Raw genomic sequence first — 26,491 nt, forward strand, 5'->3', positions numbered from 1 at the left:
TGACGCTCGTACTTCAAACTGGGGGCCCGCTCGACGCCATCATGCGGTTCGATCGGCCAGTCTCCCGAATGAGATATGGAGAAGGACGATGACCCGCACGAAGATTGCCGTCGCGGCCGCACTAGTGTCGGCGGCGGCCTTGATGCCGACCATGGCGCAGGCCCAGTTTTCCGAGCCTGCGGCCTATCAGGCTGCCCATCCCGACCGCGACGTTCTGAATGGCGGCCAGCTCACGCCCGCCGCGCGCGGGGCTCTCGGCCAGCCGAGCGATGCCTACGCATCGCAAGCTTATCCATCGGCTGTTGCGCCGGTCGTGCGCTCCCACCATCGCCGGCAGCATCGATAGGTATTTGCTAGACGATCTGCCGGGTGTCGGCGGGCCTGTGCAGCGCGCTCATGAGGATGCGCAGCGCCTCCGTCAATTCCGCCCGGTTGCGCGCCGCGCCTAGCGAGACGCGTGCCGCGTGTGGTGCGGTCCCGTCGACGGTGAAGGCCTCGCCGGCGACGACTGCCAGTCCATTCCGCAGCAGATGCGCCGCGACATCGGGACGGTCCTCCGGCAGCCGCAGCCACAGATGATGCGCGGCGGGCTTGGCCTGGAACTCAAATCCCTTGAGCGCCCGTTGCGCGAGCTGCTGGCGGCCGATCGCCTCGCTTCTGATGGCGGTGATGATGCGGTCGGCGATCCCGGTCTCGATCCAATGCGTCACCAGCGCGACCATCAGCGGCGCCGGCATCTGCACCGTCGCCTGCAAAGAGCTACGCATCTCCCGCTGCGAGCTGCCGTCGGGCGTCACCAGATAGGCGACCCGTAGTGCGGGCGCCATACATTTTGACAGCGTGGTCGCGAGATATGTCTGATCCGGAATGAGATTGGCGATCGGCGATGCCGAGCGATCGAGCAGCCCGTAGGCATCGTCCTCGATCAGAATCGTATCGGCATCGTTGATGATTTTGGCGATGGCGCTGCGGCGCTCGGGGAGAAGCGTCGCGGTGGTCGGATTGTGCAGCGTCGGAATGAGATAGACCGCTTTCGGTCTATGCGTGCGGCAAGCCTTTGCCAGCGCCTCTGGCAGGATGCCGCCGTCATCCATCGCGACGCCGACGAGTCTGACGCCGAGGCGCGCGGCGGCGGCCCTGATGCCGGGGAAGGTGAGGGCTTCCGTCAGCACGATGTCGCCGGGCCGGGCGACGTGGGCGAGCAGGTTGAACAGGATCGTCTGTGCGCCGGGAAAGATCACGAGCCTGTCGGCATGCGCATGCGGCACGCGGGGGCGCATCCATCGCGCCGCGACCTCGCGCTCGTGTGCGCTGCCGCCGGGCGGCTGGTAGTTGAGATGCGCGGTCAGGCCCGATTGCGCGCGGATGGCTTCCATCCCGGCGATGATGCGCTCGTCGAGCTGCGCTTCGAGAGGTTGCGGCGGCACGTTCATCGAGAGGTCGATCGCGACGGGATGCGGCAGATCGACCACGCGGCGCGCGCTGGTCTCCGACACGAACGAGCCCTGGCCGACCCGGGCCTCCATGATGCCGCGGCGCCGCGCCTCGGTGTAGGCGCGTGTCACCGTGGTGAGGTCGATGCCGAGCGCCTTTGCCAGCGCCCGCTGCGTCGGCAATTGCTGGCCGCGCACCAGCCGGCCGGCGGCGATGTCGGCCTCCATGGCTTCGACGATGCGCTGATAGCGCGGCCCGCTCAGCTCCGAAATTGTAGGGGTCCAATCCATGCAATGAAGGCCCATATCCTTTGAATGTATGGATACAAGATATTATTGTATGGATCCTAGAAAAGGAAGAGGTGGGGTCATGGCAACCGGTTCAGTCTCTCTGGCAAAGGCGATGTGGCGCGGATTTCGCGGCAAGTGCCCGAACTGCGGCGAAGGCCATGCGTTCGGCCGTTTCCTGAAGGTGGCAGATACCTGCGACCATTGCGGCGAGGAGCTGTTCCACCAGCGCGCCGACGATTTCCCGGCCTATCTCGTGATGGTCGTCGTCGGCCATCTCGTGGTGCCGGCAATCCTCGCGGTCGAAACCGCCTATGCGCCGGCCGTCTGGCTGCAACTGGTGGTGTGGCTGCCGGTGACGTTGTTCGCTTCGCTCGCGCTGTTGCAGCCGACCAAGGGTGCCATCGTCGGGCTGCAATGGCAGATCGGCATGCATGGTTTTGAGGCGGGCAAGCTGCGGCGCGAAGCTGGTCGGCCTGCAGCCGTCCTCGTGAAGGTGAACGCGCGCGCGGCTTAAGGGGCCGTAGCGTTTACATCGCGGGACCGGCCGCTACACTCCATCGTACAAACAAGAACGATGGAAACGCCGATGGCCGCACGCTCAAAAACCTTCCTGCTTTGTCACGGCGCGTGGTCCGGCGGGTGGGCCTGGAAGAAGATGCATCCGTTGACGGCAAAGGCCGGCCATCGCCTCATTGCGCCGACCTATACCGGGCTCGGCGAGCGCGCGCATCTGGCCAGTCCCGCGATCGATCTCGACACGCACATCCAGGACATTCTCAACGTCATCAGGTTCGAGGATCTCGAGGACATCGTGCTCCTCGGCCACAGCTATGGCGGCATGGTCGCCACCGGTGTCGCCGATCGCGCGCGCGAGCGGGTGACGCAATTGATCTATCTCGACGCCTTCGTGCCGCGTGACGGCCAATCGCTGTTCGATCTCCACGAGGGCGGGCGCGAGCCGATGCGCAAGGCTGCAAGCTCAGGCGACGGCTACCGCATCCCGCCGAACCCGCCGCCGCCGGACACGCCGCCGGCCGATCTCGACTGGCTCAACGCCCGCCGGATCAACATGCCGATCAAATGTTTCGAGACGAAGCTGAAACTCGAACATGGCGAGCCGGCGATGCCGCGCAGCTACATCTATTGCACGCGCATTCCGCCGGGCGACGTGTTCGGGCAGTTCGCGAAGCGCACCAAGACCGAGGATGGCTGGCGCACTTTCGAACTCGATGCGAGCCATGCGCCGAATGTGACAGCGCCGGAGGCGCTGATGGGTGTGTTGCAAGAGATCGTCGGATAGCAAGCCCCCAAATGGTGAGGGGCCCGATGCAGTCAGCATCGAACCCCTCGTTGAAGATATCAGCCGGCCTCTAAGCCGGGTTCTGTAGGGCACCGTCCGCTTGCGCGAACGATACGTGACGGCCATTCCTCTGGGACCATGTTTGCACATGGCCTCGAGCAACCTACCCGGACGGCGGGCCTGACATCGCCCCGCGGCGTTATCGCTTTCGCGAACACTCCGCTATGCCGTCCCTATTCGGTTTTGCTCCCGGTGGGGTTTACCATGCCGGCTCCGTTGCCGCAGCCGCGGTGCGCTCTTACCGCACCTTTTCACCCTTACCTGCCTACGCAGCTTGCGCTGCTACGGCACGGCAGGCCCGAGGGCTTGCCGCGCCAAAGCCCCGAAGGGGCGACGGCGGGCGGTTCGTTCTCTGTGGCACTTTCCCTGGGGTCGCCCCCGCCGGACGTTATCCGGCACCGTATGTCAAGGGAGCCCGGACTTTCCTCCCCGGCGGCCTTTCGGCACTTGCCGGAGCGGCCGTCCGGCCGACTGACGGCTTACGCATGAAGCATTTGTGTCGGTTCCGCAAGCCGATATCGCCATGCACGGTTCGCCCGAAATAATTTATCCTGAAGATGTCGTTGGGCGCGTGTCCCGTTCGACTGGATGTCGGCGATCCAGCCGTGCAGCAGGAGTTAAGCGATGCAGTATTTGCTGATGATCTACCAGAACGAAGCCGAGTACGCGAATATGCGTCCGGCGGCCGGCCAGCAGATGACGGCGGAATATCAGACCTTCACGCAAGGCATCATCCAGAGCGGCAATTTCAAGGCCGGCGACCGTTTGCAGCCGACCACGACTGCAACGACCGTCCGCGTGCGCGACGGCAAGACGCTGACGACCGACGGCCCGTTTGCCGAAACACGCGAGCAGCTCGGCGGCTATTACCTGGTGGAGGCCAAGGATCTCGATGCTGCGATCGAGATCGCGTCGCGGATTCCGTCGGCGCGTATCGGCTCGATCGAGGTGCGGCCGATCTGGGTCTACGACAAGTGACGGCGCCGTCGCGCATCGGCGCATGACGCTGTCCGAGATCGACAAGATCTTCCGCGACGAGGCGGGGCGGGCGCTGGCCACGCTGATCCGCCTCGTCGGCGATTTCGATCTCGCCGAGGACGCGCTCCAGGACGCCTTTGCGGTGGCACTGGCGCGCTGGCCGGCGTGCGAGGTCCCCGACAATCCGCGTGCCTGGCTGGTCAATGTCGCCAGGCACAAGGCGATCGACCGTATCAGGCGCCAGGCCGTTTTCCGCGGCAAGGAGCAGGCGCTCGTGCACGAGCTCGAGCTGAACGCGCAGGCGCCCGCCGAGCCGCCGGCAATGCTCGACGACGACATGCTGCGGCTGATCTTCACCTGCTGCCATCCTGCGTTCGCGCCCGAAGTCCAGGTCGCGCTGACACTGCGCACCGTCTGCGGGCTCTCCACGGCGCAGGTCGCGCGCGCCTTCCTCGTCAGCGAGGAGGCGATGGCGCAGCGTCTCGTCCGCGCCAAGCAGAAGATCAGGCTCGCCGGCATTCCCTATGAGGTCCCCGAGCGCGACACGCTGGTGCCGCGGCTCGATGGTGTGCTTGCCGTGATCTATCTCGTCTTCACCGAAGGCTACGTGGCGACGTCCGGTGCGGATTTGATGCGACCCGATCTTGCCGCCGAGGCGATCCGGCTTGGCCGCTTGCTCGACCGGCTGCTACCCGATCGAGCCGGGATCAAGGGCCTGCTGGCGCTGATGCTGCTGCACGATGCGCGCCGCGCAGGGCGCCAGACCGCCGCCGGCGACATCGTGCTGCTGGAAGAGCAGGATCGTTCGCAGTGGGACCATGCACAGATCGAGGAGGGTCTGCGCCTGGTGGACGACGCACTGCGCGTGCCCGGCCGGCCGCAGCCGTATGCAGTACAAGCCGCGATCGCTGCGCTGCATGCGCGTGCGCCGAGCTACGAGCAGACAGACTGGCCGCAGATTGCCGGGCTCTATGAAGTGCTGCTGCGGATCAATCCGTCGCCGGTGATCGAACTCAACCACGCGGCGGCGGTGTCGATGGTCGATGGGCCCGCGCGCGCGCTCGATCTCGTGGATGCGACCGCCGCACGCGGCGCGCTTCATGGCTATGAGCTGCTGCCAGCGGTGCGGGCGGATTTGTTGCGGCGGCTTGGCCGGAAGGAGGAGGCGCGCGAGGCCTATCGCGCTGCGACGGAGGCGACGCAGTTAGAGCCGCTGCGACGGCTTTATGCGCGAAGGATGAGGGAGATGAACTGAGTTTCCGTCATGGCGGGGCTTGTCCCGGCCATCCACGTTCTTCCGGCGCGACAAAGACGTGGATGCCCGGGACAAGCCCGGGCATGACGGAGCAAGAGGTCACGTTCTCGAAGACGTCAGCTACTTCGTCACGATGGTCGTTGTCTCCTGAGGGAGACTCCCCAACAGCGCCTGCAAGGTCGAGAGCGTCGAGTGATCCGCGACCCCATCCAGTCGCGCCGGGCGGAAATGGCGCTGGAACGCGGTGACGACTTCCATGGTCGCGGCGTCGTATTTGCCGGTGAGGGGAACGCCGTAGCCGTATCTGGCGAGCGCTTGCTGCAGGCTCAGCACCTCATCGCTGATGGTGCCGAGCATCAGGCTTTCGCCGCGCACCACCGGCGCGGGCGTGACCCAGTGTCCGACGCCGGAATTGGCCAGCGAATGCCACGGAAATTTTTCGCCGGGATCTTTCTTGCGCGCCGGCGCCACGTCGGAATGGCCGAGCACCCGGTGCGCGGGCACCTTGCGGCGGAGCATGATGCCGCGGCACAGCGCGATCACGGCGGCGATCTGGCGCAGCGGAAACTCCGGATAGCCCCAATCGTGGCCGCGATTGACGATCTCGATCCCGATCGAGCAGGAATTGATGTCGTCCTCGCCGGACCAGGACGAGACGCCGGCATGCCAGGCGCGCCTGGCCTCCGGCACGCATTGCACGATGCGGCCGTCTTCCAGCACGACATAATGTGCCGATACCTCTGTGCCCGCGGAGCAGAGCCGCGCCAGCGCACCTTCGACGTCGGGCATGCCGGTGTAGTGCAGCACAATCATATCGGGTTGGCGGCCCTTGTTGCGGTCGCCATGGTTCGGTGAGGGGATGATGTCGGAGACGATCGAGGAATCCGGCTCGAACGTCCGCATGTTCGCGGCCGCTTTGGGAACCGGCAGAACGCGTTGACGCTTCGAATCAGATCCAGACGGCGTGGACGAACCGGACGACATAAATAGCTCGAGACAGACAGAGAGTGGGCCAAGCCCTTTTCTTTACTATTCCTTTACCCTCCACCGTGCGCAACCGCGCGACGAGGTTAACGGATGCATTTTGGCGCATGTGTGTGGATGAAGCATCACCGCCGCGTCAGCTTTTCGACTTGTCGCGAGCCGATCAACGCTTTCTTAACGCTAAGGGCCGTTACTGAGAGATGAAGAGCCGACCCGCGTCCGGAGGCGGCCAAAGCGTATTTTGGCTCGAAATCCCATGGCTGCCCGACAAATTCCAAGGGGAATACTGGGTTGGTGGCCCGGGACGACCGGGCACGGTAACCATATCGGACGGGGGTTGGGTCGTGGAACCGCCGCGACGCGGAATCATTCGAGGCGTTATGAGCTTGTTCGTCCCCGATCTCACTTGGGAGTCCGGCGGGGCGATCGGCAGGCCTGGCGCATGAGCTCGGCTCCGCACATCCCCGTTCTTGGCCGCGAGGCCATCGACCACCTCGCCCCGCGCGAAGGCGGCCTTTATATCGACGCGACCTTTGGTGCCGGCGGCTACAGCCGCGCGATCCTCGACGTGCCGGGAACTCAGGTGATTGCCATTGATCGCGACCGTACTGCGATCGAGGGCGGCGCCGAGCTCGTCGCATGCTCGGCGGGCAGGCTGACCCTCGTTGAAGATCGTTTCTCCAACCTCGCCGAGGTCTGCGCGGCTCAAGGCATCGATGGCGTCGACGGCGTCGTGATGGACGTCGGGGTATCCTCGATGCAGCTCGACCAGGCCGGCCGCGGCTTCTCGTTCCGCCTCGATGGTCCGCTCGACATGCGGATGGGGCAGGCAGGCCCGACTGCGGCCGATGTCGTGGCGCGCGCCTCGGAAGGCGATCTCGCCGACATCATTTATCTTCTCGGCGAAGAGCGGCAGTCGCGCCGGATCGCCCGCGCTATCGTCGCGGACCGTCAGGAGACGCCGTTCACGACCACGCGCGCGCTCGCCGAGCTCGTCGGCAGGGTGGTTCGGTCCAAGCCCGGCGATATTCACCCGGCGACGCGGACGTTCCAGGCCCTGCGCATCTTCGTCAACGAAGAGCTCGAGGAACTCCAGAGCGCGCTCATCGCTGCCGAGCGCGTGCTCAAGCCCGGTGGTCGCCTCGTTGTCGTCTCGTTCCATTCGCTGGAAGACCGCATCGTCAAGAATTTCCTTAGCCTGCGCAGCAAGACGGGTGGCGGCTCACGCCATTTGCCGGAAGTGTCGCAGGCGGTGCCGAGCTTCCAGCTGCTGACGCGGCGGCCGGTGATCGCGGGCGAAGACGAGGTCGCGCATAACCCGCGCGCGCGGTCGGCAAAACTGCGCGCCGGCGAGCGCACCTCGGCGCCTGCGCATGATGATCGCGAGCAATCGTCATGGCCAAAACTCTCCGACGTCATGAGGGGTGGCTAGCGCATGCGCTTCATCCACCTCCTCGTCATCGGCGCGCTGATCTTCGCGGCAGCCTATGTCTATAGGATCAAGATGGACTCCACGGCGCGCACCGAAAAGGTGCTGCGGCTGCATGCGGAGATCCGCGAGCAGCGCGATGCGATCGCGGCGCTGCGCTCCGAATGGGCCAAGCTCGATGCGCCCCTGCGCCTGCAAGGCCTGTCCGACCGGCATCTGCAGCTCAAGCCGGTCAACGGCACGCAATATGATTCACTGAAGAATTTGCCCGAGCGTCCGCTGCGGATGTTCAGGCCGGGCGAGCCGGATCCGATCGGCGCCATGCTCAACACCATCGAAGCCGCCAGCGATCCCGATAATGTGACGGGCTCCGTGCCTCAGCCCGAGGACAAGCCATGAGTGCTGTGACCCCGGCCAAACCTGCAGAAAAGCCCGCTGAGCCCTGGCGGCAGCGGCTGATCCGCAGCCTGCTGTACGGGCGCAACGTCGATCGCGCGGCCAAGGCGCGGGCGCGCGTCGGCCTGGCGATGCTCGCCTTCGGCGCGGTCTACGCCCTGATCGGCGGCCGGCTCGTGATGTTCGCGATCGGCGCCGACGCCCATGGCGCACGCCGCGCCGCGGCGCAGGAGGTGGTCGCGACCGCGCGGCCCGACATCGTCGACCGCAACGGCGCGATTCTCGCGACCGACGTCAAGGCCTCGAGCCTGTTCGGCGAGCCGCGCCGCATCATCGACAAGGACGAGGCAATCGAACTTCTGACCGCCACGGTGCCCGACCTCGACGAGGCCGAGGTGCGCGAGCGCCTGAAGACGCGCAAGGGCTTCGTCTGGCTCAAGCGCGAGATTACGGCGAAGCAGCAGCAGGACATCCACAAGCTCGGCATTCCCGGCATCGGTTTCCTGCGCGAGAACAAGCGCGTCTATCCGACCGGCAACGAGGTCGCCCACCTCATTGGTCTCGTCAACATCGACAACCAGGGCATCGCCGGCATGGAGAAGTGGCTCGACAATCAGGGGCTCGCCGATCTCCACCGCGCGGGCTTTGCCACCGACCGGCTGCAAAAGCCGATCGAGCTATCGGTGGATCTGCGGGTCGAGCACGCACTGCGTGACGAGCTGCTGAAGGCCAAGGAGAAATACCACACCAAGGCTGCCTCCGGCATCGTCTCCAACGTCAAGACCGGCGAGATCGTGGCGATGGTCTCCCTTCCGGACTTCGATCCCAACAATCCGAAGGAAGCGCACGATCCCGACCGCATCAATCGCCTGACCACCGGCGTTTACGAGATGGGCTCGACCTTCAAGGCGTTCACGCTGGCGATGGCGCTCGATTCCGGCAAGATCAATCTGAACACATCGTGGGATGCACGCGGAAACCTGCACTACGGCAAGTTCACCATCCACGACAGCCATCCGCTCGGACGCTTCATCAACACCAAGGAAGTGTTCACCTTCTCGTCCAACATCGGCGCGGCGCGGATCGCGCTCGGCCAGGGCGTCGAGGCCCACAAGGCATTCCTCGGCAAGATGGGCCAGTTGACGCGGCTGCGCACCGAACTGCCGGAAAGCGCGGCTCCGCTGATTCCGCGCCGCTGGGGCGAGCTGAACACGGTCACCATCGCTTTCGGCCAGGGCATGTCGGTGGCGCCGCTGCAGGCGGTGATGGGCATCAACGCGCTGGTGAACGGCGGCTATTTGATTCCGCCGACCTTCATGAAGCGCAGCGAGTCCGAAGCGGCGGCGATGGCCAAGCGCGTCATCAGGACGGAGACCAGCGACAAGATGCGGTTCCTGATGCGGCTCAATGCCGAAATCGGCACCGCCAAGACCGCCGACGTCAAGGGTTACTATGTTGGCGGCAAGACCGGCACGTCGGAGAAGGTCATCAACGGCCGCTATGCCAAGAAGCGCGTGCTCAACTCCTTCACCGCGATCATGCCCTGCGACGATCCGAAATATCAGATCCTGATCATGCTGGACGAGCCCCAGGCGATTCCCGAAACGAAAGGTTTCATCACCTCGGGCTGGAACGCGGTGCCGACCGGCGGCAAGGTGATCGAGCGGATCGCGCCGCTATTGGGCGTCGAACCGCGGTTCGACCTGCCGCCGTCCGAGCGCCTTATTCTTGCAGCATCCAGGACAACCCAGTAATCAACCGGGTGGGCCGTTGCCGCTGCTGAGTCGGGATTTCCCTGCAGATTCGGCAATCCGGTCCGGCATGTCGACTGGAAGACCATGAAGCTGCGCGACCTCCTCGATCAGGACGTTCAGGGCAATGATGCCGCAATCGAGCCCGCGGTCGCGGCGCTCGACGTGACCGGCGGCGCCCTCGACAGCCGCGCGGTCAAGCCCGGCGATCTCTTCTTCGCACTTGCGGGCAGCAAGACCGACGGTGCGCGCTTCATCGATGCCGCGATTGCCGCCGGCGCGGTGGCGGTCGTCGGCGACCATGCCCCTGATGGCTGCAAGGTGCCGTTCATCACAGTCGCGAATCCGCGCCGCGCGCTGGCGCTGGCCGCGGCAAAATTTTTTCCCGCGCAGCCCGCGACAATTGCGGCGGTGACCGGCACCAGCGGCAAGACCTCGGTCGCCGCATTCACCCGGCAGATCTGGGAGCGGCTCGGGCACGCCTCCGCCAGCATCGGAACCATCGGGCTCGTTTCCCCGAAGCGTACCGTCTACGGCTCGCTGACGACGCCCGATCCGATCGCACTGCACCGGCAGCTCGACGAGATCGCACGCGAGGGCGTCACGCATCTCGCCTTCGAGGCCTCTTCTCACGGGCTCGACCAATATCGCCTCGACGGCGTGCGCGTGTCCGCGGGCGGCTTCACCAATCTCTCGCGCGACCATATGGATTACCATCCGACCGTCGCGCATTACCTCGCGGCCAAGCTCAGGCTGTTCCGCGAACTTGTCCCGCCGGGGGGCGCGGCCGTGATCTCCGCCGATCATGATTGCTCGGCGGAGGCGATCAGTGCTGCGAATTCGCGCGGCTTGCGCGTGATGGCAGTCGGTCGCAACGGCGACGGGGCGGGCGAGGGCATTCGTCTCGCCGGTGCGGAGGTCGAAGGATTTTCGCAAGTGCTCGCGCTCGAACATCGCGGCAAGCGGTATACGATCCGGCTGCCGCTGGTCGGCGAGTTCCAGATCGAGAATGCGCTGGTGTCAGCTGGCCTCGCCATCGGCACCGGCGGCGACGCCGCGGACGTGTTCGCGAGCCTCGAACATCTCGAAGGCGCCAAAGGTCGGTTGGAGCGCGTCGGCGAGCGCAACGGTGCGCCGATCTTCGTCGACTATGCGCACAAGCCCGATGCGCTGGCGAAGGCGCTGCAGGCGCTGCGTCCCTACGCCAGGCGCAGGCTGGTCGTCGTGTTCGGCGCCGGCGGCGACCGCGATGCCGGCAAGCGTCCGATCATGGGCGAGATCGCCGCCGGCAACGCCGACGGTGTCATCATCACCGACGACAATCCGCGCAGCGAGAAGCCGGAATCGATCCGCGCCGAAATTCTCGCCGCCGCCAAGGGCGCCCGCGAAATCGGCGACCGGGCCGCGGCGATCCGCACCGCGATCGCCGAATTGGAAGATGGCGATGCGCTGCTCATCGCCGGCAAGGGCCACGAGACCGGGCAGATCGTCGGCGGAGAGGTTTTGCCCTTCAGTGATCACGAGGCGGTCGCCGCCGCATTAGCGTCGAGGATTGCATGAGCGCGCCCATATGGACGGTGGCCGAAGTGGCGCGCGCGCTGGGCGCCGCCGGATCGTTCCCGGACACGCCGATCGACTTCGTCACCCAGGACAGCCGGCTGGCGAAGCCGGGCAGCCTGTTCGTCGCGCTGAGCGGCACGCCAAGCGGCGGCTTCATTTCGGCCTTCGCCAGCGCGCGTGACGGCTGGGAGTTCGCGGACAAGGCGGAAGCCTCGGGCGCGGTCGCGATGATCGTGCCGCACGAGATCGCGGGCATCCGCATTCCCCAGATCGTCGTCAAGGACACGCTGATCGACGGCCTCTGGGGCCTTGCGCGCGCGGCACGCGCGCGCTTCAACGGGCCGGTGATCGGGCTCACCGGCAGCGCGGGCAAAACCAGCACCAAGGAATTCCTCGCGGCCTATCCCAATGCCTATGCCAGCCCGTCGAGCTTCAATAATTTCTGGGGCGTGCCGCTGACGCTGTGCAATGCGCGCCCCGATGCCAGTCTCTGGGTCGTCGAGATGGGCATGAACCAGGCGGGCGAAATCGCGCGGCTTAGCGAACTGACGCGGCCGACGGTGGCGCTCGTCGTCAACGTCCAGCCGGTGCATCTGGAGAAGCTCGGCTCGCTCGAAGCCATCCGTCGCGAGAAGGTGTCGATTGCACTCGGCCTGCCCGCGGAAGGCGTGCTGGTGCTGCCCGCCGGGATCAAGGCGCCGGACTGGAAGGGCAAGGTCATACGCTTCGGCGAGAAAGCCGAGGTGCATGAAGTCGCGCACGCGCCGCACGGCGACAGCTGGCAGGTCGTGGCCGCGCTCGGCAAGAAGGAGATCGCGTTCAGCCTGACGCCGGGCGCGCCGCATCGCGTTCAGAATGCGCTGGCCGCGCTCGCATCGATCCGTGCGACCAACCTCGATGCGGCGACGCTTGCGATCAAGCTCGACCGGGTCGGTATCATGAGCGGCCGTGGCGTCGAGCAGGCGGCCGGTGGCGTCACCGTGATCGACGACAGCTTCAACGGTAATCCGGCCAGCGTGGCTGCCGCGCTGCAAAGCTTGCAGGCGCGCAACACGACCGGTGGCCGCCGCATTGCCGTGCTCGGCGACATGCTGGAGCTGGGCGACGGCGCACCAACCTATCACATCGACCTCGCCAGGCATCTCGACGGCATCGACGGCGTCTATTGCGTCGGACCCCTGATGCGTCACCTGTTCGAGGTGCTTCCAGCCGGCAAGGGTCTCGGTTGGCACGACGACCCCGTCACGCTGAAGCCGGGGGAGGTCGCAAATCTGCTGAGGGCAGGCGATGTCGTGGTTGTCAAGGGCAGCAAGAAGATGTTCTGGGTCAACAAGTTTGTGCCGGGCCTAGTGGCCGCCTTGCAGGCAAGGGCGTAAACTGCTTGGAAGGCGCTGTTCCCGAATCCCCCCTTTCCGGCGCGAAGCCGTTCGTTTTCTTTAGAGGTCGCCCGACCCGATGATGAAGACCAGCGAATGCGCGTGAGGCAGGTTGACAAGGCCAAGATCAAGGCGCGTGCAAAGGCGCCATAGGACCGTCTGAATGTTTTACTGGCTGATCGAGCTCTCCAACACATTTCCGGGCTTCGGTGCCGTTCGCACCTTCCTGAACGTCTTCCGCTACATCACCTTCCGCACCGGCGGCGCCGTCGTCACCGGCGCGCTGTTCGTATTCCTGTTCGGACCCTGGATCATCGACCATCTGCGCATCCGGCAAGGCAAGGGCCAGCCGATCCGGGCCGATGGTCCGCAATCGCATCTCGCCAAGAAAGGCACGCCCACCATGGGCGGGCTGATGATCTTGTCCGGTCTCACGGTCGGCACGGTGCTGTGGGCCAATCCGCTCAACCCTTACGTCTGGATCGTGCTGGCGGTGACGCTTGGCTTCGGCTTCGTCGGCTTCTATGACGATTATCTCAAGGTGACGAAGCAGACCACGACCGGGTTCGGCAGCAAGCTTCGCCTGCTGATCGAGGCGGCGATCGCGCTGGTGGCCTGCTACGCGCTGGTGCGGCTGAACCGCGATCCCGCGTCGACCGCGCTGACGATTCCTTTCCTGAAGGACACCGTGCTGCATTTCGGCTGGTTCTTCGTCGTGTTCGGCGCCTTCGTCATCGTTGGCGCCGGCAACGCGGTGAACCTGACCGACGGTCTCGACGGCCTTGCCATCGTGCCGGTGATGATCGCGACTGCGAGCTTTGCCATGATCGCCTATCTCGCCGGCAACGCGGTGTTCGCCGATTATCTCCAGATCAAATATGTCGCCGGCACCGGCGAGCTCGCCGTGCTCTGCGGCGCGCTGCTGGGTGCGGGCCTGGGCTTCCTCTGGTTCAACGCGCCGCCGGCCTCGATCTTCATGGGCGACACCGGCTCGCTCGCGCTCGGCGGCATGCTGGGCGCGATCGCAGTGGCGGTGAAGCACGAGATCGTGCTCGCGGTGATCGGCGGCCTGTTCGTGCTGGAGGCAGTCTCCGTCATCGTGCAGGTGGTGTCGTTCAAGATGACGGGAAAACGCATCTTCCGGATGGCGCCGATCCATCACCATTTCGAGCAACTCGGCTGGACCGAGCCCCAGATCGTGATCCGGTTCTGGATCATCTCGGTGATGCTGGCGCTCGCTGGCCTATCCACGCTGAAGCTGCGGTGAACGATCGATGATCCCCGTCACGTCCTTTGCCGGCAAGACGGTCGCGGTGTTCGGCCTCGGCGGCTCGGGACTCGCCTCCTGTCACGCGTTGAAAGCGGGCGGCGCCGAGGTGATCGCCGCCGACGACAGCGCCGAGAATGTCGCCAAGGCCGCGCAAGCGGGCTTCATCACGGCTGATTTGCGCAACGTCTCATGGGCGAATTTCGCCGCGCTGGTGCTCGCGCCCGGTGTGCCGATGACCCACCCAGTCCCGCATTGGAGCGTGCTGAAGGCGCGCGAGGCCGCTATCGAGGTGATCGGCGACATCGAGCTGTTCTGCCGCGAAAGGCGCCGGCACGCGCCGGATGCGCCGTTCGTCGCCATCACCGGCACCAATGGCAAATCGACGACGACGGCTTTGATCGCGCATCTCACCAAGGTCGCCGGCTATGACACCCAGATGGGCGGAAATATCGGCACCGCAATCCTGTCGCTGGAGCCGCCGGGCATGGGCCGCGTCCACGTCATCGAGATGTCGTCCTATCAGATCGACCTCACGCCTTCACTCGATCCCTCCGTCGGCATTCTGCTCAATGTCAGCGAAGACCACATCGATCGCCACGGCACCATCGCGCATTACGCCGCGGTGAAGGAGCGACTCGTTGCCGGTGTGCAGGCCGGCGGCACCGCGATCGTCGGCGTCGACGACGGCTTTTGCCGCGATATCGCCGACCGGCTCGATCGCGCCGGCAAGAACGTGGTGCGGATCTCCGTCAAGAATCCGCTGGCCAGCGGCATCCATGTCGAGCACGGCCATATCGTGCGCAATTCGGGCGGCGCGCGCAGTGAAATCGCGGCGCTCGGCGGCATCGGTTCTCTGCGCGGCTTGCACAATGCGCAGAACGCGGCGTGCGCGGCAGCCGCCGCGCTCGCGATGGGCATCGGCCTCGACGTCTTGCAGAACGGCCTGCGCAGCTTCCCCGGCCTTGCGCATCGCATGGAGCAGGTCGGCCGCCGCGGCAACGTGCTGTTCGTCAACGATTCCAAGGGCACCAATGCCGACGCCACCGCGCATGCGCTGTCGTCCTTTTCGGACATCTTCTGGATCGCGGGCGGCAAGCCGAAGGCCGGCGGAATCACCGGCCTCACCGGCTACTTCCCGCGCATCCGAAAAGCCTATCTGATCGGCGAGGCCGCGCAGGAATTTTCGGGCACGCTCGGCACGAAGGTGCCGCACGAGATCAGCCAGACCCTCGACGTCGCCGTCGAGCAAGCCGCATGCGATGCGGAGGCGTCAGGCATCGCTGACGCGGTCGTCCTGCTGTCGCCCGCCTGCGCCTCCTTCGACCAGTATCGCAACTTCGAAATTCGCGGCACCAGGTTCCGCGAGCTGGTGCAGGCGCTGCCGGGCATGAAGCCGGTGGTGTAGGGACGCTGCTGGTTGTTGCTCCGCTGTCGTCGCCCGGCTTGACCGGGTGATCCAGTACGCCGCGGCTGTGGTTATGAACCCTCGACGTCTCTGGAATACTGGATGCCCCGCTTTCGCGGGGCATGACGGGCATTTGAGGTAAGCGCTCGCCTTCATCTCCAATCATCCCCGTTTCCTTAACCCCCCGGTAACCAACCTCGGCGACCAATGGACCGACCTCTGTCCGAAAGCGGCCGCCATGCTCTCCCGTGAAGAACGCACCCCCTTTTCCGAGTGGTGGTGGACCGTCGACAAGCCGCTGATGGGTGCCATCCTGGCGCTGATGCTGACCGGCGTGATCCTGTCGCTGGCGGCGAGCCCGCCGGTTGCGACCCGCATCGGGCTCGATCCCTTCCACTTCTTCAGCCGGCACGTGCTATTCCTGGTGCCGTCCTGCATCGTGCTGCTCGGGGTGTCCTTCCTGTCGCCGCGGGCGATCCGTCGCTCGGCGCTGATCATCTTTGCGGTCAGCATCGTCCTGATCGTGCTGACGCTCGCGATCGGCCCCGAAGTAAAGGGCTCGCGGCGCTGGATCACGCTACTCGGCCTCAATATCCAGGCCTCCGAGATCGCAAAACCGTCGTTCGTCGTCATGGCCGCCTGGCTGTTCGCGGAATCCACTAGGCGGCCAGAAATGCCGGCGACCTCGATGGCGCTGGTGCTGCTCTTGATGCTGGTCTCGCTGCTGGTGATGGAGCCCGACTTCGGCCAGACCATGCTGATCCTGATGGTGTGGGGCTCGCTGTTCTTCATCGCGGGCATGCGGATGATCTGGGTGTTCGGGCTCGCCGGCCTCGGCGCCGCCGGACTGTTCAGCGCCTATCTTTTTGTTCCCCACGTCGCCGGCCGCATCAAGCGCTTCATGAATCCGGCCTCGGGCGACACCTTCCAGGTCGATACCGCCATGGAGGCCTTCTACAATGGCGGCTGGTTCGGCCTCGGACCGGGCGAGGGCATCGCCAAGCGCAGCCTGCCCGACAGCCACACCGATTTCGTGTTCGCGGTTGCCGCCGAAGAGTTCGGCATCATCCTGTGCCTCGCGATGCTGGCACTGTTTGCTTTCGTCGTCATCCGGACGCTGTCGCGCGCCTATGCCAACGAGGACATGTTCTCGCGCTTCGCGGCCTCGGGCTTGGCGATCCTGTTCGGCGTGCAGGCCGCCATCAACATGTCGGTCAATCTCCAGCTCATCCCCGCCAAGGGCATGACGCTGCCCTTCATCTCCTATGGTGGCTCCTCGATCGTGTCGCTGGCCTATGGTGTCGGCATGATGCTCGCGCTGACGCGGCTGCGCCCGCGCACCGAAGTCGAGGCGAGCGGCCACGCCGAGGCGATGCGCAGCTACGCATAGTTTTTCGTCATTGCGAGCGAAGCGAAGCAATCCAGAATCTCTCCGCGGTGGCAGTCTGGATTGCTTCGCTGCGCTCGCAATGACGAAAGAGTCCTTGTAAAACTCGCCACCATGGACACCTCCCCCCTGATTCTTCTCGCCGCGGGCGGCACCGGCGGCCATCTGTTTCCGGCCGAGGCGCTCGGCGTCGAGCTGATCCGGCGCGGCTTCCGCGTCCGCCTCGTCACGGACGAGCGCGCGCTGCGCTACAGCGGACTGTTCACCAAGGACATGATCGACGTCGTCTCGAGCGAGACTGCGCGCGGACGCAATCCGCTGCAGCTCGCCTATGCCGGCCTGACGCTCGCGGCCGGCACGCTGTCCGCCTACAGCCTGATCAAGCGACTGAAGCCGGTCGCCGTCGTCGGCTTCGGCGGCTATCCGACGCTGCCGCCGCTGGTCGCCGCAAAATTCGCCGGCGTGCCCGGCATCATCCATGACGCCAATGCGGTGCTCGGCCGCGCCAACCGGTTCCTGTCGAGCCGCGTCCAAGCCATCGCGACGTCGTTGCCCGGCGTGCTCGATCGCGATCCGGCGCTATCAGGCAAGACCACGACGGTCGGCACGCCGATGCGTCCGGCGATCCTCGCCGCAGCTGGCGTGCCATATGCTGCGCCTGAAGTGAACGGTCCGCTGCGCCTGCTCGTCGTCGGCGGCAGCCAGGGCGCGCGCATCATGGCCGACATCGTGCCGGGCGCGATCGAGCGCCTCGAGCCTGCGCTGTGGAGCCGGCTCGTCCTCACCCAGCAGGTGCGCGACGAGGATATGGCGCGCGTGCGTGCGGTCTACGACAGACTGAAGATCAAGGCCGAGCTCGCGCCGTTTTTCACCGATCTTCCGGCACGGCTGGCCTCCAACCATCTGGTGGTGTCGCGCTCAGGCGCCGGCACCGTGGCGGAACTTGCCGCGATCGGGCGGCCCTCGATCCTGGTGCCGCTGCCGGGCGCGATCGACCAGGACCAGTTCGCCAATGCCGGCGTGCTGGCCAAGGTCGACGGTGCGATCCGCATTCCGCAGACCGAGTTTTCCTCCGATCGCCTCGCCGCCGAGATCTCCGCCTTCGCCGCCGAGCCCGCGCGTCTTGCCGCCATGGCGCAGGCCGCCCGCGGCGCCGGCCGGCTCGACGCAGCGGAGCGGCTGGCCGATCTGGTGGCCAAAATCGCGGGAATCTGACGCGAAATCGGCCGGAATTCCTACTTTTGCCGTCATGGCCGGGCTTGTCCCGGCCATCCACGTCTTGCAAGAAGTGGTAAGGATTCGTGGATGCCCGGGACGAGCCCGGGCATGACGAAGGGAACTGCGGGATACACCATGAGACTGCCGCGCGAGATCGGACCTATCCACTTCGTCGGGATCGGCGGGATAGGCATGAGCGGAATCGCCGAGGTGCTGCTCAATCTCGGCTATTCCGTGCAGGGTTCGGACGCCTCCGACAATTACAATCTCGACCGCCTGCGCAAGAACGGTGCGAGGGTCTCGGTCGGCCACAAGGCGGAGAACGTCGACGGGGCCGAGGTCGTCGTGGTTTCTACCGCGATCAAGCGCGACAATCCGGAACTGACGGCGGCGCGCGAACGGCGCATCCCCGTGGTGCGCCGCGCCGAGATGCTGGCCGAGCTCATGCGGCTGAAGAGCTGCGTCGCCATCGCCGGCACCCACGGCAAGACCACCACGACCACGATGGTCGCGACGCTGCTCGACGCCGGCGGCCTCGATCCCACCGTGATCAACGGCGGCATCATCAATGCCTACGGCTCCAATGCGCGTCTCGGTGCGGGTGACTGGATGGTGGTCGAAGCGGACGAGAGCGACGGCACGTTCCTGAAGCTGCCGACCGAGGTCGCGATCGTCACCAATGTCGATCCCGAGCATCTCGATCACTTCAAGACCTTCGAGGCGGTGCAGGACGCCTTCCGCCATTTCGTCGAGAACCTGCCGTTCTATGGCTTCGCCGTGATGTGCATCGATCATCCCGTGGTGCAAACCCTTGTCGGCAAGATCGAGGATCGACGCATCATCACCTATGGTGAGAATCCGCAGGCCGATGTGCGCTTCGTCGACCTGACCCCGGCGGGCGGCGGATCGAAGTTCAAGGTTGCCTTCCGCGATCGCAAGACGGGCGCCGTGCACGAGATCTCCGATCTCATGCTGCCGATGCCGGGGCGCCACAATGCCTCCAACGCGACCGCCGCGATTGCGGTCGCGCGCGAGCTCGGCGTGTCGGACGAGGCGATCCGCAAGGCGATCGCCGGCTTCGGCGGCGTCAAGCGCCGCTTCACCAAGACCGGCGAGTGGAACGGCGTCACCGTCATCGACGACTACGGCCATCATCCGGTCGAGATCGCGGCGGTGCTGAAGGCGGCGCGGGAATCCACCAACGGTAAGATCGTCGCGGTGGTGCAGCCGCATCGCTACACCCGCCTGCAGTCGCTGTTCGAGGAATTCTGCACCTGCTTCAACGATGCGGATGCGGTGATCGTCGCCGAGGTCTATGCTGCGGGCGAGACGCCGATCGAAGGCATCGATCGCGACCATTTCGCCGCGGGCCTGCGCGCCCACGGCCACCGCGAGGTGATCCCGCTGCCCGCGGCGTCCGATCTCGCTGGCATCGTCAAGGGCGTGGCGAAGTCCGGCGATCTCGTCGTGTGTCTGGGCGCCGGCAACATCACGCAATGGGCGTATGCCTTGCCCGGCGAATTGAAGGCGCTGGGGTAGCGCAGTGAGCTTCCCCGACATCACACCCGACCTCAAAGCCGTGATGCCCGATCTTCGCGGCCGGCTGCTGGCGAACCAGTCGCTCGCCGAGCTCACCTGGTTTCGCGTCGGAGGTCCCGCGCAGGTGCTGTTCACGCCGACGGATGAGGACGATCTCTCTTATTTCCTCGCGCATCTCGCAAGCGACATTCCCGTCTATGTCGTCGGCGTCGGCTCCAACCTGATCGTGCGCGACGGCGGCATGGCGGGCGTGGTGATCCGGCTTGCGCCGCGCGCCTTTGGCGAGGCGAGCGCGAGCGGCGATGTCGTCACCGCGGGCGCAGCCGCGCTCGACAAGCGCGTGGCGGAAGTCGCCGCGTCGGCCAATATCGGCGGGCTCGAATTTTACTTCGGCATTCCCGGCACGATCGGCGGCGCGCTGCGCATGAATGCGGGCGCCAATGGCGGCGAGACCAAGGACGTGTTGATCGAGGCGCGTGGCGTCGGGCGCGACGGCACGAAGCACATCTTCTCCAATGCCGACATGAAGTTTGTCTACCGCAACAGCGGCGTCGATGCCTCCATCATCTTCACCTCCGCGCGGTTCTGCGGCGAGCTCAGGGATGCCGAGGCGATCCGCGCGCGCATGGCGGAAGTGCAAACCCATCGCGAGACCGCGCAGCCGATCCGCGAAAAGACCGGCGGCTCGACCTTCAAGAATCCGCCCGGCCATTCCGCCTGGAAGCTGGTCGATGCCGCCGGCTGCCGCGGTTTGCGCGTCGGCGGTGCAGAAGTCTCCGAGATGCACTGCAATTTCCTGATCAACACGGGCAATGCCACCGCGCACGATATCGAGACGCTGGGCGAGACCGTACGTGAACGGGTGAAGGCAAATTCCGGAATTGAGCTACACTGGGAAATCAAGCGGATCGGAATTCCCGGCTAATTTGGACAAGCGACGAGAGAACATGCGCATCACCATCCTCTTCGGCGGCTCCAACCGCGAACGTCTGGTTTCCGTCGCCTCAGCCCAGGCGCTGCATCAGGCGCTGCCCGAGGCCGATCTCTGGTGGTGGGACGTCGAGGACAAGGTGCATGTCGTGCAGTCCAAACAGCTGCTCGAACATGCCCGCCCGTTCGAGGACGAGTTCAAGCCGGGCACGTCGGGCATTCCGTTGGAGCAGGCGCTCGACCAGGCCAGGGCGGAGGACCGCGTGCTGGTGCTCGGCCTGCATGGCGGGCGTGCCGAGAACGGCGAATTGCAGGTGATGTGCGAAGCGCGCGGCGTGCCGTTCACCGGATCGGGCTCGGCCTCCTCGCATCTCGCGTTCGACAAGATCGCGGCCAAGCATTTCGCCGCGCTCGGCGGCGTGACGCCGCCGGCCAACATTGCGCTGGACCAGATCGACGAGGCCTTCGCCGAATACGGCCGGCTGATCGCAAAGCCCGCCAGGGATGGCTCGAGCTACGGCCTGATCTTCGTCAACGCCAAGCAGGATCTCGTCGCCGTTCGCAATGCGGCCAAGCACGAAGAGTACGTGATCGAGCCCTACATCTCCGGCGTCGAGGCGACCTGCGGCGTGCTGGAGCGGCCGGACGGCTCGATCATCTCGCTGCCGCCGATCGAGATCATTCCGGGCGAGGGCAGTTTCGACTACGCGGCGAAATATCTTTTGAAGTCGACCCAAGAGATCTGTCCCGGCCGTTTCGCACCCGAAATCACCGCGGCGCTGAAGCACCAGGCGATGCTGGCGCACCGGGCGATGTCGTGTACCGGCTATTCCCGTTCGGACTTCATCGTCTCGGACAAGGGGCTGGTCTATCTCGAAACCAACACGCTGCCCGGCCTGACCAAGTCCTCGCTCTACCCCAAGGCGCTGAAGGCCGAGAGCATCGAGTTCGTCGACTTCCTGCGCGGCCTGATCGAGCTCGCTGTGGCCGGTGTGCGAAAATAATTAGGACTGGTTAACGGCCGAACTGGCGAAACGGCCGGTTTTGGAACCCAAAACCGGTAAAATGCCGGATATTGCGGCATAAATGCCTCACAGGCCTGGGCAAAAAGCTCACGTCGTTAACGAACTTTACCTTTTGTTTACCAGGACGTCCGAAGGTTAACGCTGGCGGCGCATATGACGCTTTGGCTGCCGGCGCGTGGACCGTTGCGGGTGTTGTCACCCCCAGCGAACGCTCTGAAGGGGAGAGGTTTTCTTCTGCTGAAGACCAGCACCCGGCCCGGCAAGTCCGAGACGTCATGTTCGCCAGGACCCGCGCGATGTCGCGGGCAAACTGTTGACGAGCTCGTGCAATGGATGGAGCAGGAAGCCTCACTCGGTCGCTTTTCAGATCGCTGAGGCCCCAAGCTGACCTGAAGGCGGCCGCTATCGGAGCGGTCGTGCTTCTGCGCGAGTGGGTGCAGGACAAGCGTCAGGAAAGAGTTCTCGGCGCCCGTGCTGCCGCCAAGGAAAAGACCAGGGCCAAAGCCATCGTCGAGCGCGAGCCGCCGCCGCGGTTGGTCGCGCTGGTCGAGCGCTATCTGCCGCGCCGGGTCGGGATCAGCATGACGGTGCTGCTCCTGATCGGAAGCTGCGGCTTCGGTATCGTCAAGGGCGGCCATCTCCAGGATTTCATCACGGCGGTCAACGACACCCGCAACGCGCTGGCCAATTCCGCCGGCTTCCGCATCACCTCCGTCGTGATCAACGGTCGCAAGCAGCTCAGCCAGGACGAGATCCTCGCGATCGGCGGCGTCAGCGGCCGATCCTCGCTGCTGTTTCTCGACGCCGACGCCGTGCGCGACAAGCTCAAGGCCAATCCCTGGATCGCGGATGCGACCGTGCTGAAGCTCTATCCGGGCCAGCTCATGATCGAGCTCACCGAGCGCAAGGCGTTCGCGCTGTGGCAGGAGGCCGGCCGGCTCTCCGTCATCGCCGATGACGGCGCCGTGCTCGAACCCTACGTCTCGCGCCGCTTCCTGTCGCTGCCGCTCGTGGTCGGCAAGGGCGCCGAGACGCAGGCCCGCGATTTCCTCGCTTTGCTGGCGCGCTATCCGCAGGTCAATTCCATTACCAAGGCCGCGATCTTCGTCGGTGAGCGGCGCTGGAACCTGAGGCTCAAGGACGGCCTCGACATCCGCCTGCCCGAACAGGACGTCGGCAACGCGCTTGCGATGCTGTCCAGGCTCGACAAGGAGGATAGGCTGTTCTCCCGCGACATCGTCGCCGTCGACCTGCGCCTGCCCGATCGGCTCGTCGTGCAGCTGTCCGAGGACGCCGCCAAGGCGCGCGACGATTTGTTCAAGGACAAGAAGAAGAAAAAGGCCGGGGACGCTGCATGACCGGTCTTGATCGCACCCAGACACCGAAGACACGCCCGATGCCGCACAAGCGCGGCGGCCTCGTCGCCTGCCTCGACATCGGCACCAGCAAGATCGCCTGCATGATCGCGCGGCTGAAGCCGTCGGCGCCGAGCGAAGCCCTGCGCGACCGGACCCATGCGGTGGAGCTGATCGGCTACAGCCAGATTCAGTCGCGCGGCATGAAGGCCGGCGCCGTGATCGATCTCGGCGAATGCGAGCAGGCGGTGCGACAGGCCGTCGGGCTTGCAGAGAAAATGGCCAAGGTGCGGGTCGAGTCCGTGCTGCTGTCGGTCTCCGGCGGCCGGCTCTCCGGTCAGCTGGTCGAAGCTGCGGCCGACATCCGCGGCGGCGCCGTGACACCGGCCGATGTCAGCCGCGTCACCTCCACCGGCATGCGCCACGCCACCGGCGAAGGCCGCACCGTGCTGCACGCGCTGCCGGTCGGCTACACGCTTGACGGCGTCAAAGGTATCCGCGACCCCCGCGGCATGGTTGCGCATCAGTTCGGCATCGACATGAATGTCGTCACCTGCGACGCCACGGTGGCGCGGAACCTGATGCTGGCGGTCGAACGCTGCCACATCAACGTCGAAGCAATGGCGGCAAGCCCCTATGTGGCAGGCCTGTCGGTGCTGACCGACGACGAGGCCGATCTCGGCGCCGCCGTGGTCGAAATGGGCGCGGGCACCACCACGATCGCGGTCTTTTCCGGCGGCCACTTCGTGCATGCCGCGGGTTTTGCGGTCGGCGGGCAACACATCACGATGGATCTGGCGCGCGGACTCTCCGCGACCATTGCCGATGCCGAGCGAATCAAGACGTTATACGGGACCGTCATCACCGGCGGATCGGACTCGCGTGAGCTGATGTCTGTACCGACAGCCGGTGACGAGCAGGATCTGCCGCAGATCGTCTCCCGCGCTACCATCGCCAACATCGTCAAGCATCGTGCCGAGGAAGTCTTCGAAATGGTTCGGGACAAGCTGAAGGACTCGCCCTTCGCCTCGGAGCCGAACGGCCGCGTCGTGCTCTCGGGCGGGGCCTCGCAGCTCACGGGTCTCGTTGAGCTCGGAACGCAGATTCTCGGCCGGCCCGTGCGGGTCGGACGTCCGCTCGGTTTCGGCCGGCTGCCCAACGAGGCGAAGAACGCCGCCTTCGCGGTGCCGGCCGGACTGCTCGTCTACCCGCAATATGTTCACCACGAACATGTCGAACCGCGGCATACGCGGCAGCAGGTCAGGACGGGGACCGGCGGGTATTTCGGAAAGGTCGGACGATGGCTACGCGAGGGCTTCTGATGACTCCTTCCCGCAATATTCGATTTTCACCAACTCCCGCGGCCGCCGGCCGGGGCGAACCCACGCGCGCGTGATCGAGAGGCAAACATGACCATCAGCATCAATGTTCCTGATATTCACGAACTGAAGCCCCGCATCACCGTGTTCGGCGTCGGCGGCGCCGGTGGTAACGCCGTCAACAACATGATCACGGCGGGCCTCCAGGGCGTCGACTTCGTGGTCGCCAACACCGACGCGCAGGCGCTGACGATGTCGAAGGCGCAGCGCATCGTGCAGATGGGCACGGCGGCCACGCAAGGGTTGGGCGCAGGTTCGCAGCCGGTGGTCGGCGCGGCCGCGGCCGAAGAAGTCATGGACGAACTCCGTGACCATCTCTCGGGCGCCAACATGGTGTTCGTCACCGCCGGCATGGGCGGCGGCACCGGCACCGGCGCAGCTCCCGTGATCGCCAAGATCGCGCGCGAGATGGGCATCCTCACCGTCGGCGTCGTGACCAAGCCCTTCCACTTCGAGGGCGGCCGCCGCATGCGCACCGCGGAAGCGGGCATCAATGAGCTGCACAAGGTCGTTGATACGCTGCTGATCATCCCGAACCAGAACCTGTTCCGGGTCGCGAACGAGAAGACCACCTTCGCCGACGCCTTCGCGATGGCCGACCAGGTGCTCTATTCGGGCGTTGCCTGCATCACCGACCTGATGGTCAAGGAAGGCCTGATCAATCTCGACTTCGCCGACGTCCGCGCCGTCATGCGCGAGATGGGCAAGGCGATGATGGGCACGGGCGAAGCCTCCGGCGACAAGCGCGCGCTGACCGCCGCCGAAGCCGCGATCGCCAACCCGCTGATCGACGATAGCTCGATGAAGGGCGCCAAGGGCCTCCTGATCTCCATCACCGGCGGCAAGGATCTCACCCTGTTCGAGGTCGACGAAGCTGCGACCCGCATCCGCGAGGAAGTCGACCAGGACGCCAACATCATCGTCGGCGCCACCTTCGACGAGGCCCTCGATGGCCTGATCCGCGTCTCGGTCGTCGCCACCGGCATCGAACAGGCCGCGATCGCGCGCAACAGCCAGGCCACCAGCGCTCCCGTGGCGAATCCTGCTCCGCAGGCGCAGCAGGCTCCCGCCGCTCCCGCCGCGGCTGCCGAGAGCCGTCTTGCCGATCTGACCGCGCGGCTGCGCGCTGACAATCAGCGCATGGCCGAGCGCGCCCAGAAGTTCGAAGGACAGACCCCGGCCACAGGAACGGGCCAATTTGCCGCCGCTCCCACGGCTCCGCGTCCGAACGTCGAGCGCGCTGCGCTTGCCGCCATCGCCGCCGCCGTTGCGGACGTTCCGCAGGCTCCCGCGCCGATGCAGACCTATGGCGACGTTACCGTGCGCCCGATCGCGCAGAAGCCCACGCTGTTCCCCGAGCCCGAGCAGGCGCCGATGGCCATGCAAGAGCCGATGACGCCGGAAACCTTCATCCCTCCGCAGGCCGAGCGTGCACCGGTCCGCACACCGCGGATGCCGCGGATCGAGGAACTTCCGATGCCCGCCCAGGCCGAGCTTCGCCAGGCCCGCGGCGAGGTCGAGGAGGAGACCCCGCAAAAGACCCGGCTGTCGCTGCTGCAGCGCCTCGCCAATGTCGGCCTCGGCCGTCGTGACGAGGAGACCGAGGCGCCGATCGCGGCCCGCACCGCCGGTCCCGCGATGCCGCCACTGCCCGATCGCCGCCCCCAGAAGACCGTGGCGCAGCAAATCGCTTCTACCGAGCCGGTGTCTGAGTATGCCCGTCGTCCCGCGCCGCAGGGCCTGGACATGCACGGCCGTCCCGCGCCTGTTGCCCCAGCGCCACAGGGAGATGACCATCTTGATATCCCGGCCTTCCTGCGGCGGCAGGCGACCTGAGGATTGTTACAATAAGGCAGACGAAAAAAGGTCCCGGGGGGAAGCTTGCCGGGACCTTTTCTTTTGCCCCGTGCATATCCGGATTGCGTGGCCAAGCAACTGATTTTAAATCATTAATTACGTATTCGATGGTTCAGTAAAACTACCGAAAACGGTCCCGAACTCCGGTCCAATTTGGTTAAGCCTTGGCGCGAATACGGCGGGTTTGGGGTAACAATCAGTAAAAAAGCGTGAGTTGGCGCTGTTTGGGGCAGTGACTATGGTTTGCCGTGACTTGGGGATACGGATTCGGAACAGCGGTCTAGGCCGCAGTCGGGTTCAGTATAAGTCGCGA

At 65.5% G+C, this 26,491-nt stretch carries 22 protein-coding genes and 1 other RNA gene; 20 read left to right on the forward strand and 3 right to left on the reverse strand.

The genetic code is table 11. From position 1 onward, the window contains the following. Nucleotides 1-88 precede the first annotated feature (88 nt). Nucleotides 89-346 carry a hypothetical protein gene (locus IVB54_RS10040; protein WP_018454225.1) on the forward strand — a complete coding sequence of 86 codons (258 nt, stop codon included), beginning with the start codon at nt 89-91 and terminating at the stop codon, nt 344-346. Between the two features lie 7 nt (nt 347-353). On the opposite strand, the gene IVB54_RS10045 is transcribed toward IVB54_RS10040, so the two are convergent. Then, nucleotides 354-1,724 carry a PLP-dependent aminotransferase family protein gene (locus IVB54_RS10045; RefSeq protein ID WP_247294875.1) on the reverse strand — a complete coding sequence of 457 codons (1,371 nt, stop codon included), beginning with the start codon at nt 1,722-1,724 and terminating at the stop codon, nt 354-356. Nucleotides 1,725-1,803: 79 nt separating this feature from the next. On the opposite strand from IVB54_RS10045, the gene IVB54_RS10050 reads away from it, so the two are divergent. Then, the gene (locus tag IVB54_RS10050; protein WP_231190417.1) at nt 1,804-2,238 is read left to right on the forward strand and encodes a DUF983 domain-containing protein; all 435 of its coding nucleotides are present in this window, start codon (nt 1,804-1,806) and stop codon (nt 2,236-2,238) included. Nucleotides 2,239-2,310: 72 nt separating this feature from the next. Further along, on the forward strand, nt 2,311-3,024 hold the full coding sequence (locus IVB54_RS10055) for an alpha/beta hydrolase (RefSeq protein WP_247294873.1): 714 nt from the start codon (nt 2,311-2,313) through the stop codon (nt 3,022-3,024). A gap of 55 nt (nt 3,025-3,079) precedes the next feature. Here the strand turns inward: IVB54_RS10055 and rnpB are convergent. Continuing rightward, nucleotides 3,080-3,559: RNase P RNA component class A (gene rnpB / locus IVB54_RS10060), an RNA gene on the reverse strand. A 149-nt stretch (nt 3,560-3,708) separates the two neighbouring features. Here rnpB and IVB54_RS10065 point away from each other — a divergent pair. Both IVB54_RS10065 and IVB54_RS10070 read left to right on the forward strand, forming a co-directional pair. After that, entirely contained in the window at nt 3,709-4,062 is a 354-nt protein-coding gene (locus IVB54_RS10065; RefSeq protein WP_018454229.1) for a YciI family protein, read from the forward strand. Between the two features lie 22 nt (nt 4,063-4,084). Next, nucleotides 4,085-5,317, forward strand: coding sequence for an RNA polymerase sigma factor (locus tag IVB54_RS10070; protein WP_247294871.1), 1,233 nt, complete (start codon nt 4,085-4,087; stop codon nt 5,315-5,317). 120 nt (nt 5,318-5,437) lie between these two features. Here the strand turns inward: IVB54_RS10070 and IVB54_RS10075 are convergent, their stop codons facing one another. Next, nucleotides 5,438-6,220, reverse strand: coding sequence for an N-acetylmuramoyl-L-alanine amidase (locus IVB54_RS10075; protein ID WP_085349089.1), 783 nt, complete (start codon nt 6,218-6,220; stop codon nt 5,438-5,440). A 523-nt stretch (nt 6,221-6,743) separates the two neighbouring features. Between IVB54_RS10075 and rsmH the strand changes: the two genes are divergently transcribed. The 15 genes from rsmH (at nt 6,744) to ftsZ (ending at nt 26,157) form a co-directional block, all read left to right on the forward strand. Next, nucleotides 6,744-7,733, forward strand: coding sequence for a 16S rRNA (cytosine(1402)-N(4))-methyltransferase RsmH (rsmH, locus tag IVB54_RS10080; protein ID WP_162496556.1), 990 nt, complete (start codon nt 6,744-6,746; stop codon nt 7,731-7,733). A gap of 3 nt (nt 7,734-7,736) precedes the next feature. Continuing rightward, nucleotides 7,737-8,129 carry a hypothetical protein gene (locus IVB54_RS10085; protein ID WP_247294869.1) on the forward strand — a complete coding sequence of 131 codons (393 nt, stop codon included), beginning with the start codon at nt 7,737-7,739 and terminating at the stop codon, nt 8,127-8,129. Further along, entirely contained in the window at nt 8,126-9,880 is a 1,755-nt protein-coding gene (locus IVB54_RS10090) for a penicillin-binding protein 2 (RefSeq protein WP_166517606.1), read from the forward strand. The genes IVB54_RS10085 and IVB54_RS10090 overlap by 4 nt, the downstream gene beginning before the upstream one ends. An 84-nt stretch (nt 9,881-9,964) precedes the next feature. Beyond that, entirely contained in the window at nt 9,965-11,437 is a 1,473-nt protein-coding gene (locus tag IVB54_RS10095) for a UDP-N-acetylmuramoyl-L-alanyl-D-glutamate--2,6-diaminopimelate ligase (protein ID WP_247337756.1), read from the forward strand. Beyond that, nucleotides 11,434-12,813 carry a UDP-N-acetylmuramoyl-tripeptide--D-alanyl-D-alanine ligase gene (gene murF, locus IVB54_RS10100; RefSeq protein WP_204512073.1) on the forward strand — a complete coding sequence of 460 codons (1,380 nt, stop codon included), beginning with the start codon at nt 11,434-11,436 and terminating at the stop codon, nt 12,811-12,813. The genes IVB54_RS10095 and murF overlap by 4 nt, the downstream gene beginning before the upstream one ends. Nucleotides 12,814-12,976: 163 nt before the next feature. Then, nucleotides 12,977-14,080 carry a phospho-N-acetylmuramoyl-pentapeptide-transferase gene (gene mraY, locus IVB54_RS10105; RefSeq protein ID WP_007600847.1) on the forward strand — a complete coding sequence of 368 codons (1,104 nt, stop codon included), beginning with the start codon at nt 12,977-12,979 and terminating at the stop codon, nt 14,078-14,080. A 7-nt stretch (nt 14,081-14,087) separates the two neighbouring features. Beyond that, nucleotides 14,088-15,488 carry a UDP-N-acetylmuramoyl-L-alanine--D-glutamate ligase gene (gene murD / locus IVB54_RS10110; protein WP_018454237.1) on the forward strand — a complete coding sequence of 467 codons (1,401 nt, stop codon included), beginning with the start codon at nt 14,088-14,090 and terminating at the stop codon, nt 15,486-15,488. A gap of 238 nt (nt 15,489-15,726) precedes the next feature. Next, nucleotides 15,727-16,878: a putative lipid II flippase FtsW gene (gene ftsW, locus IVB54_RS10115; protein WP_018454238.1), complete on the forward strand. Its 1,152-nt coding sequence runs from the start codon at nt 15,727-15,729 to the stop codon at nt 16,876-16,878. A 111-nt stretch (nt 16,879-16,989) separates the two neighbouring features. Then, a complete protein-coding gene (gene murG, locus IVB54_RS10120; RefSeq protein ID WP_085349085.1) occupies nt 16,990-18,090 on the forward strand; it encodes an undecaprenyldiphospho-muramoylpentapeptide beta-N-acetylglucosaminyltransferase in 1,101 nt (366 codons plus the stop codon). A gap of 138 nt (nt 18,091-18,228) precedes the next feature. Then, on the forward strand, nt 18,229-19,632 hold the full coding sequence (gene murC, locus IVB54_RS10125) for a UDP-N-acetylmuramate--L-alanine ligase (protein ID WP_204513990.1): 1,404 nt from the start codon (nt 18,229-18,231) through the stop codon (nt 19,630-19,632). A 4-nt stretch (nt 19,633-19,636) separates the two neighbouring features. Beyond that, nucleotides 19,637-20,557: a UDP-N-acetylmuramate dehydrogenase gene (gene murB, locus IVB54_RS10130; RefSeq protein WP_247294863.1), complete on the forward strand. Its 921-nt coding sequence runs from the start codon at nt 19,637-19,639 to the stop codon at nt 20,555-20,557. A 22-nt stretch (nt 20,558-20,579) separates the two neighbouring features. After that, entirely contained in the window at nt 20,580-21,566 is a 987-nt protein-coding gene (locus IVB54_RS10135) for a D-alanine--D-alanine ligase (RefSeq protein WP_085349138.1), read from the forward strand. Between the two features lie 350 nt (nt 21,567-21,916). Further along, nucleotides 21,917-22,945: a cell division protein FtsQ/DivIB gene (locus tag IVB54_RS10140; RefSeq protein WP_026232695.1), complete on the forward strand. Its 1,029-nt coding sequence runs from the start codon at nt 21,917-21,919 to the stop codon at nt 22,943-22,945. Further along, nucleotides 22,942-24,264: a cell division protein FtsA gene (gene ftsA / locus IVB54_RS10145; protein WP_018454244.1), complete on the forward strand. Its 1,323-nt coding sequence runs from the start codon at nt 22,942-22,944 to the stop codon at nt 24,262-24,264. Before IVB54_RS10140 ends, ftsA begins: the two co-directional genes overlap by 4 nt. 87 nt (nt 24,265-24,351) lie before the next feature. Next, entirely contained in the window at nt 24,352-26,157 is a 1,806-nt protein-coding gene (gene ftsZ / locus IVB54_RS10150) for a cell division protein FtsZ (protein WP_018454245.1), read from the forward strand. Nucleotides 26,158-26,491: the final 334 nt, after the last annotated feature.

Origin of the sequence: Bradyrhizobium sp. CW1, assembly GCF_023100665.1 — a bacterium.
GTDB lineage: Bacteria > Pseudomonadota > Alphaproteobacteria > Rhizobiales > Xanthobacteraceae > Bradyrhizobium > Bradyrhizobium canariense_D.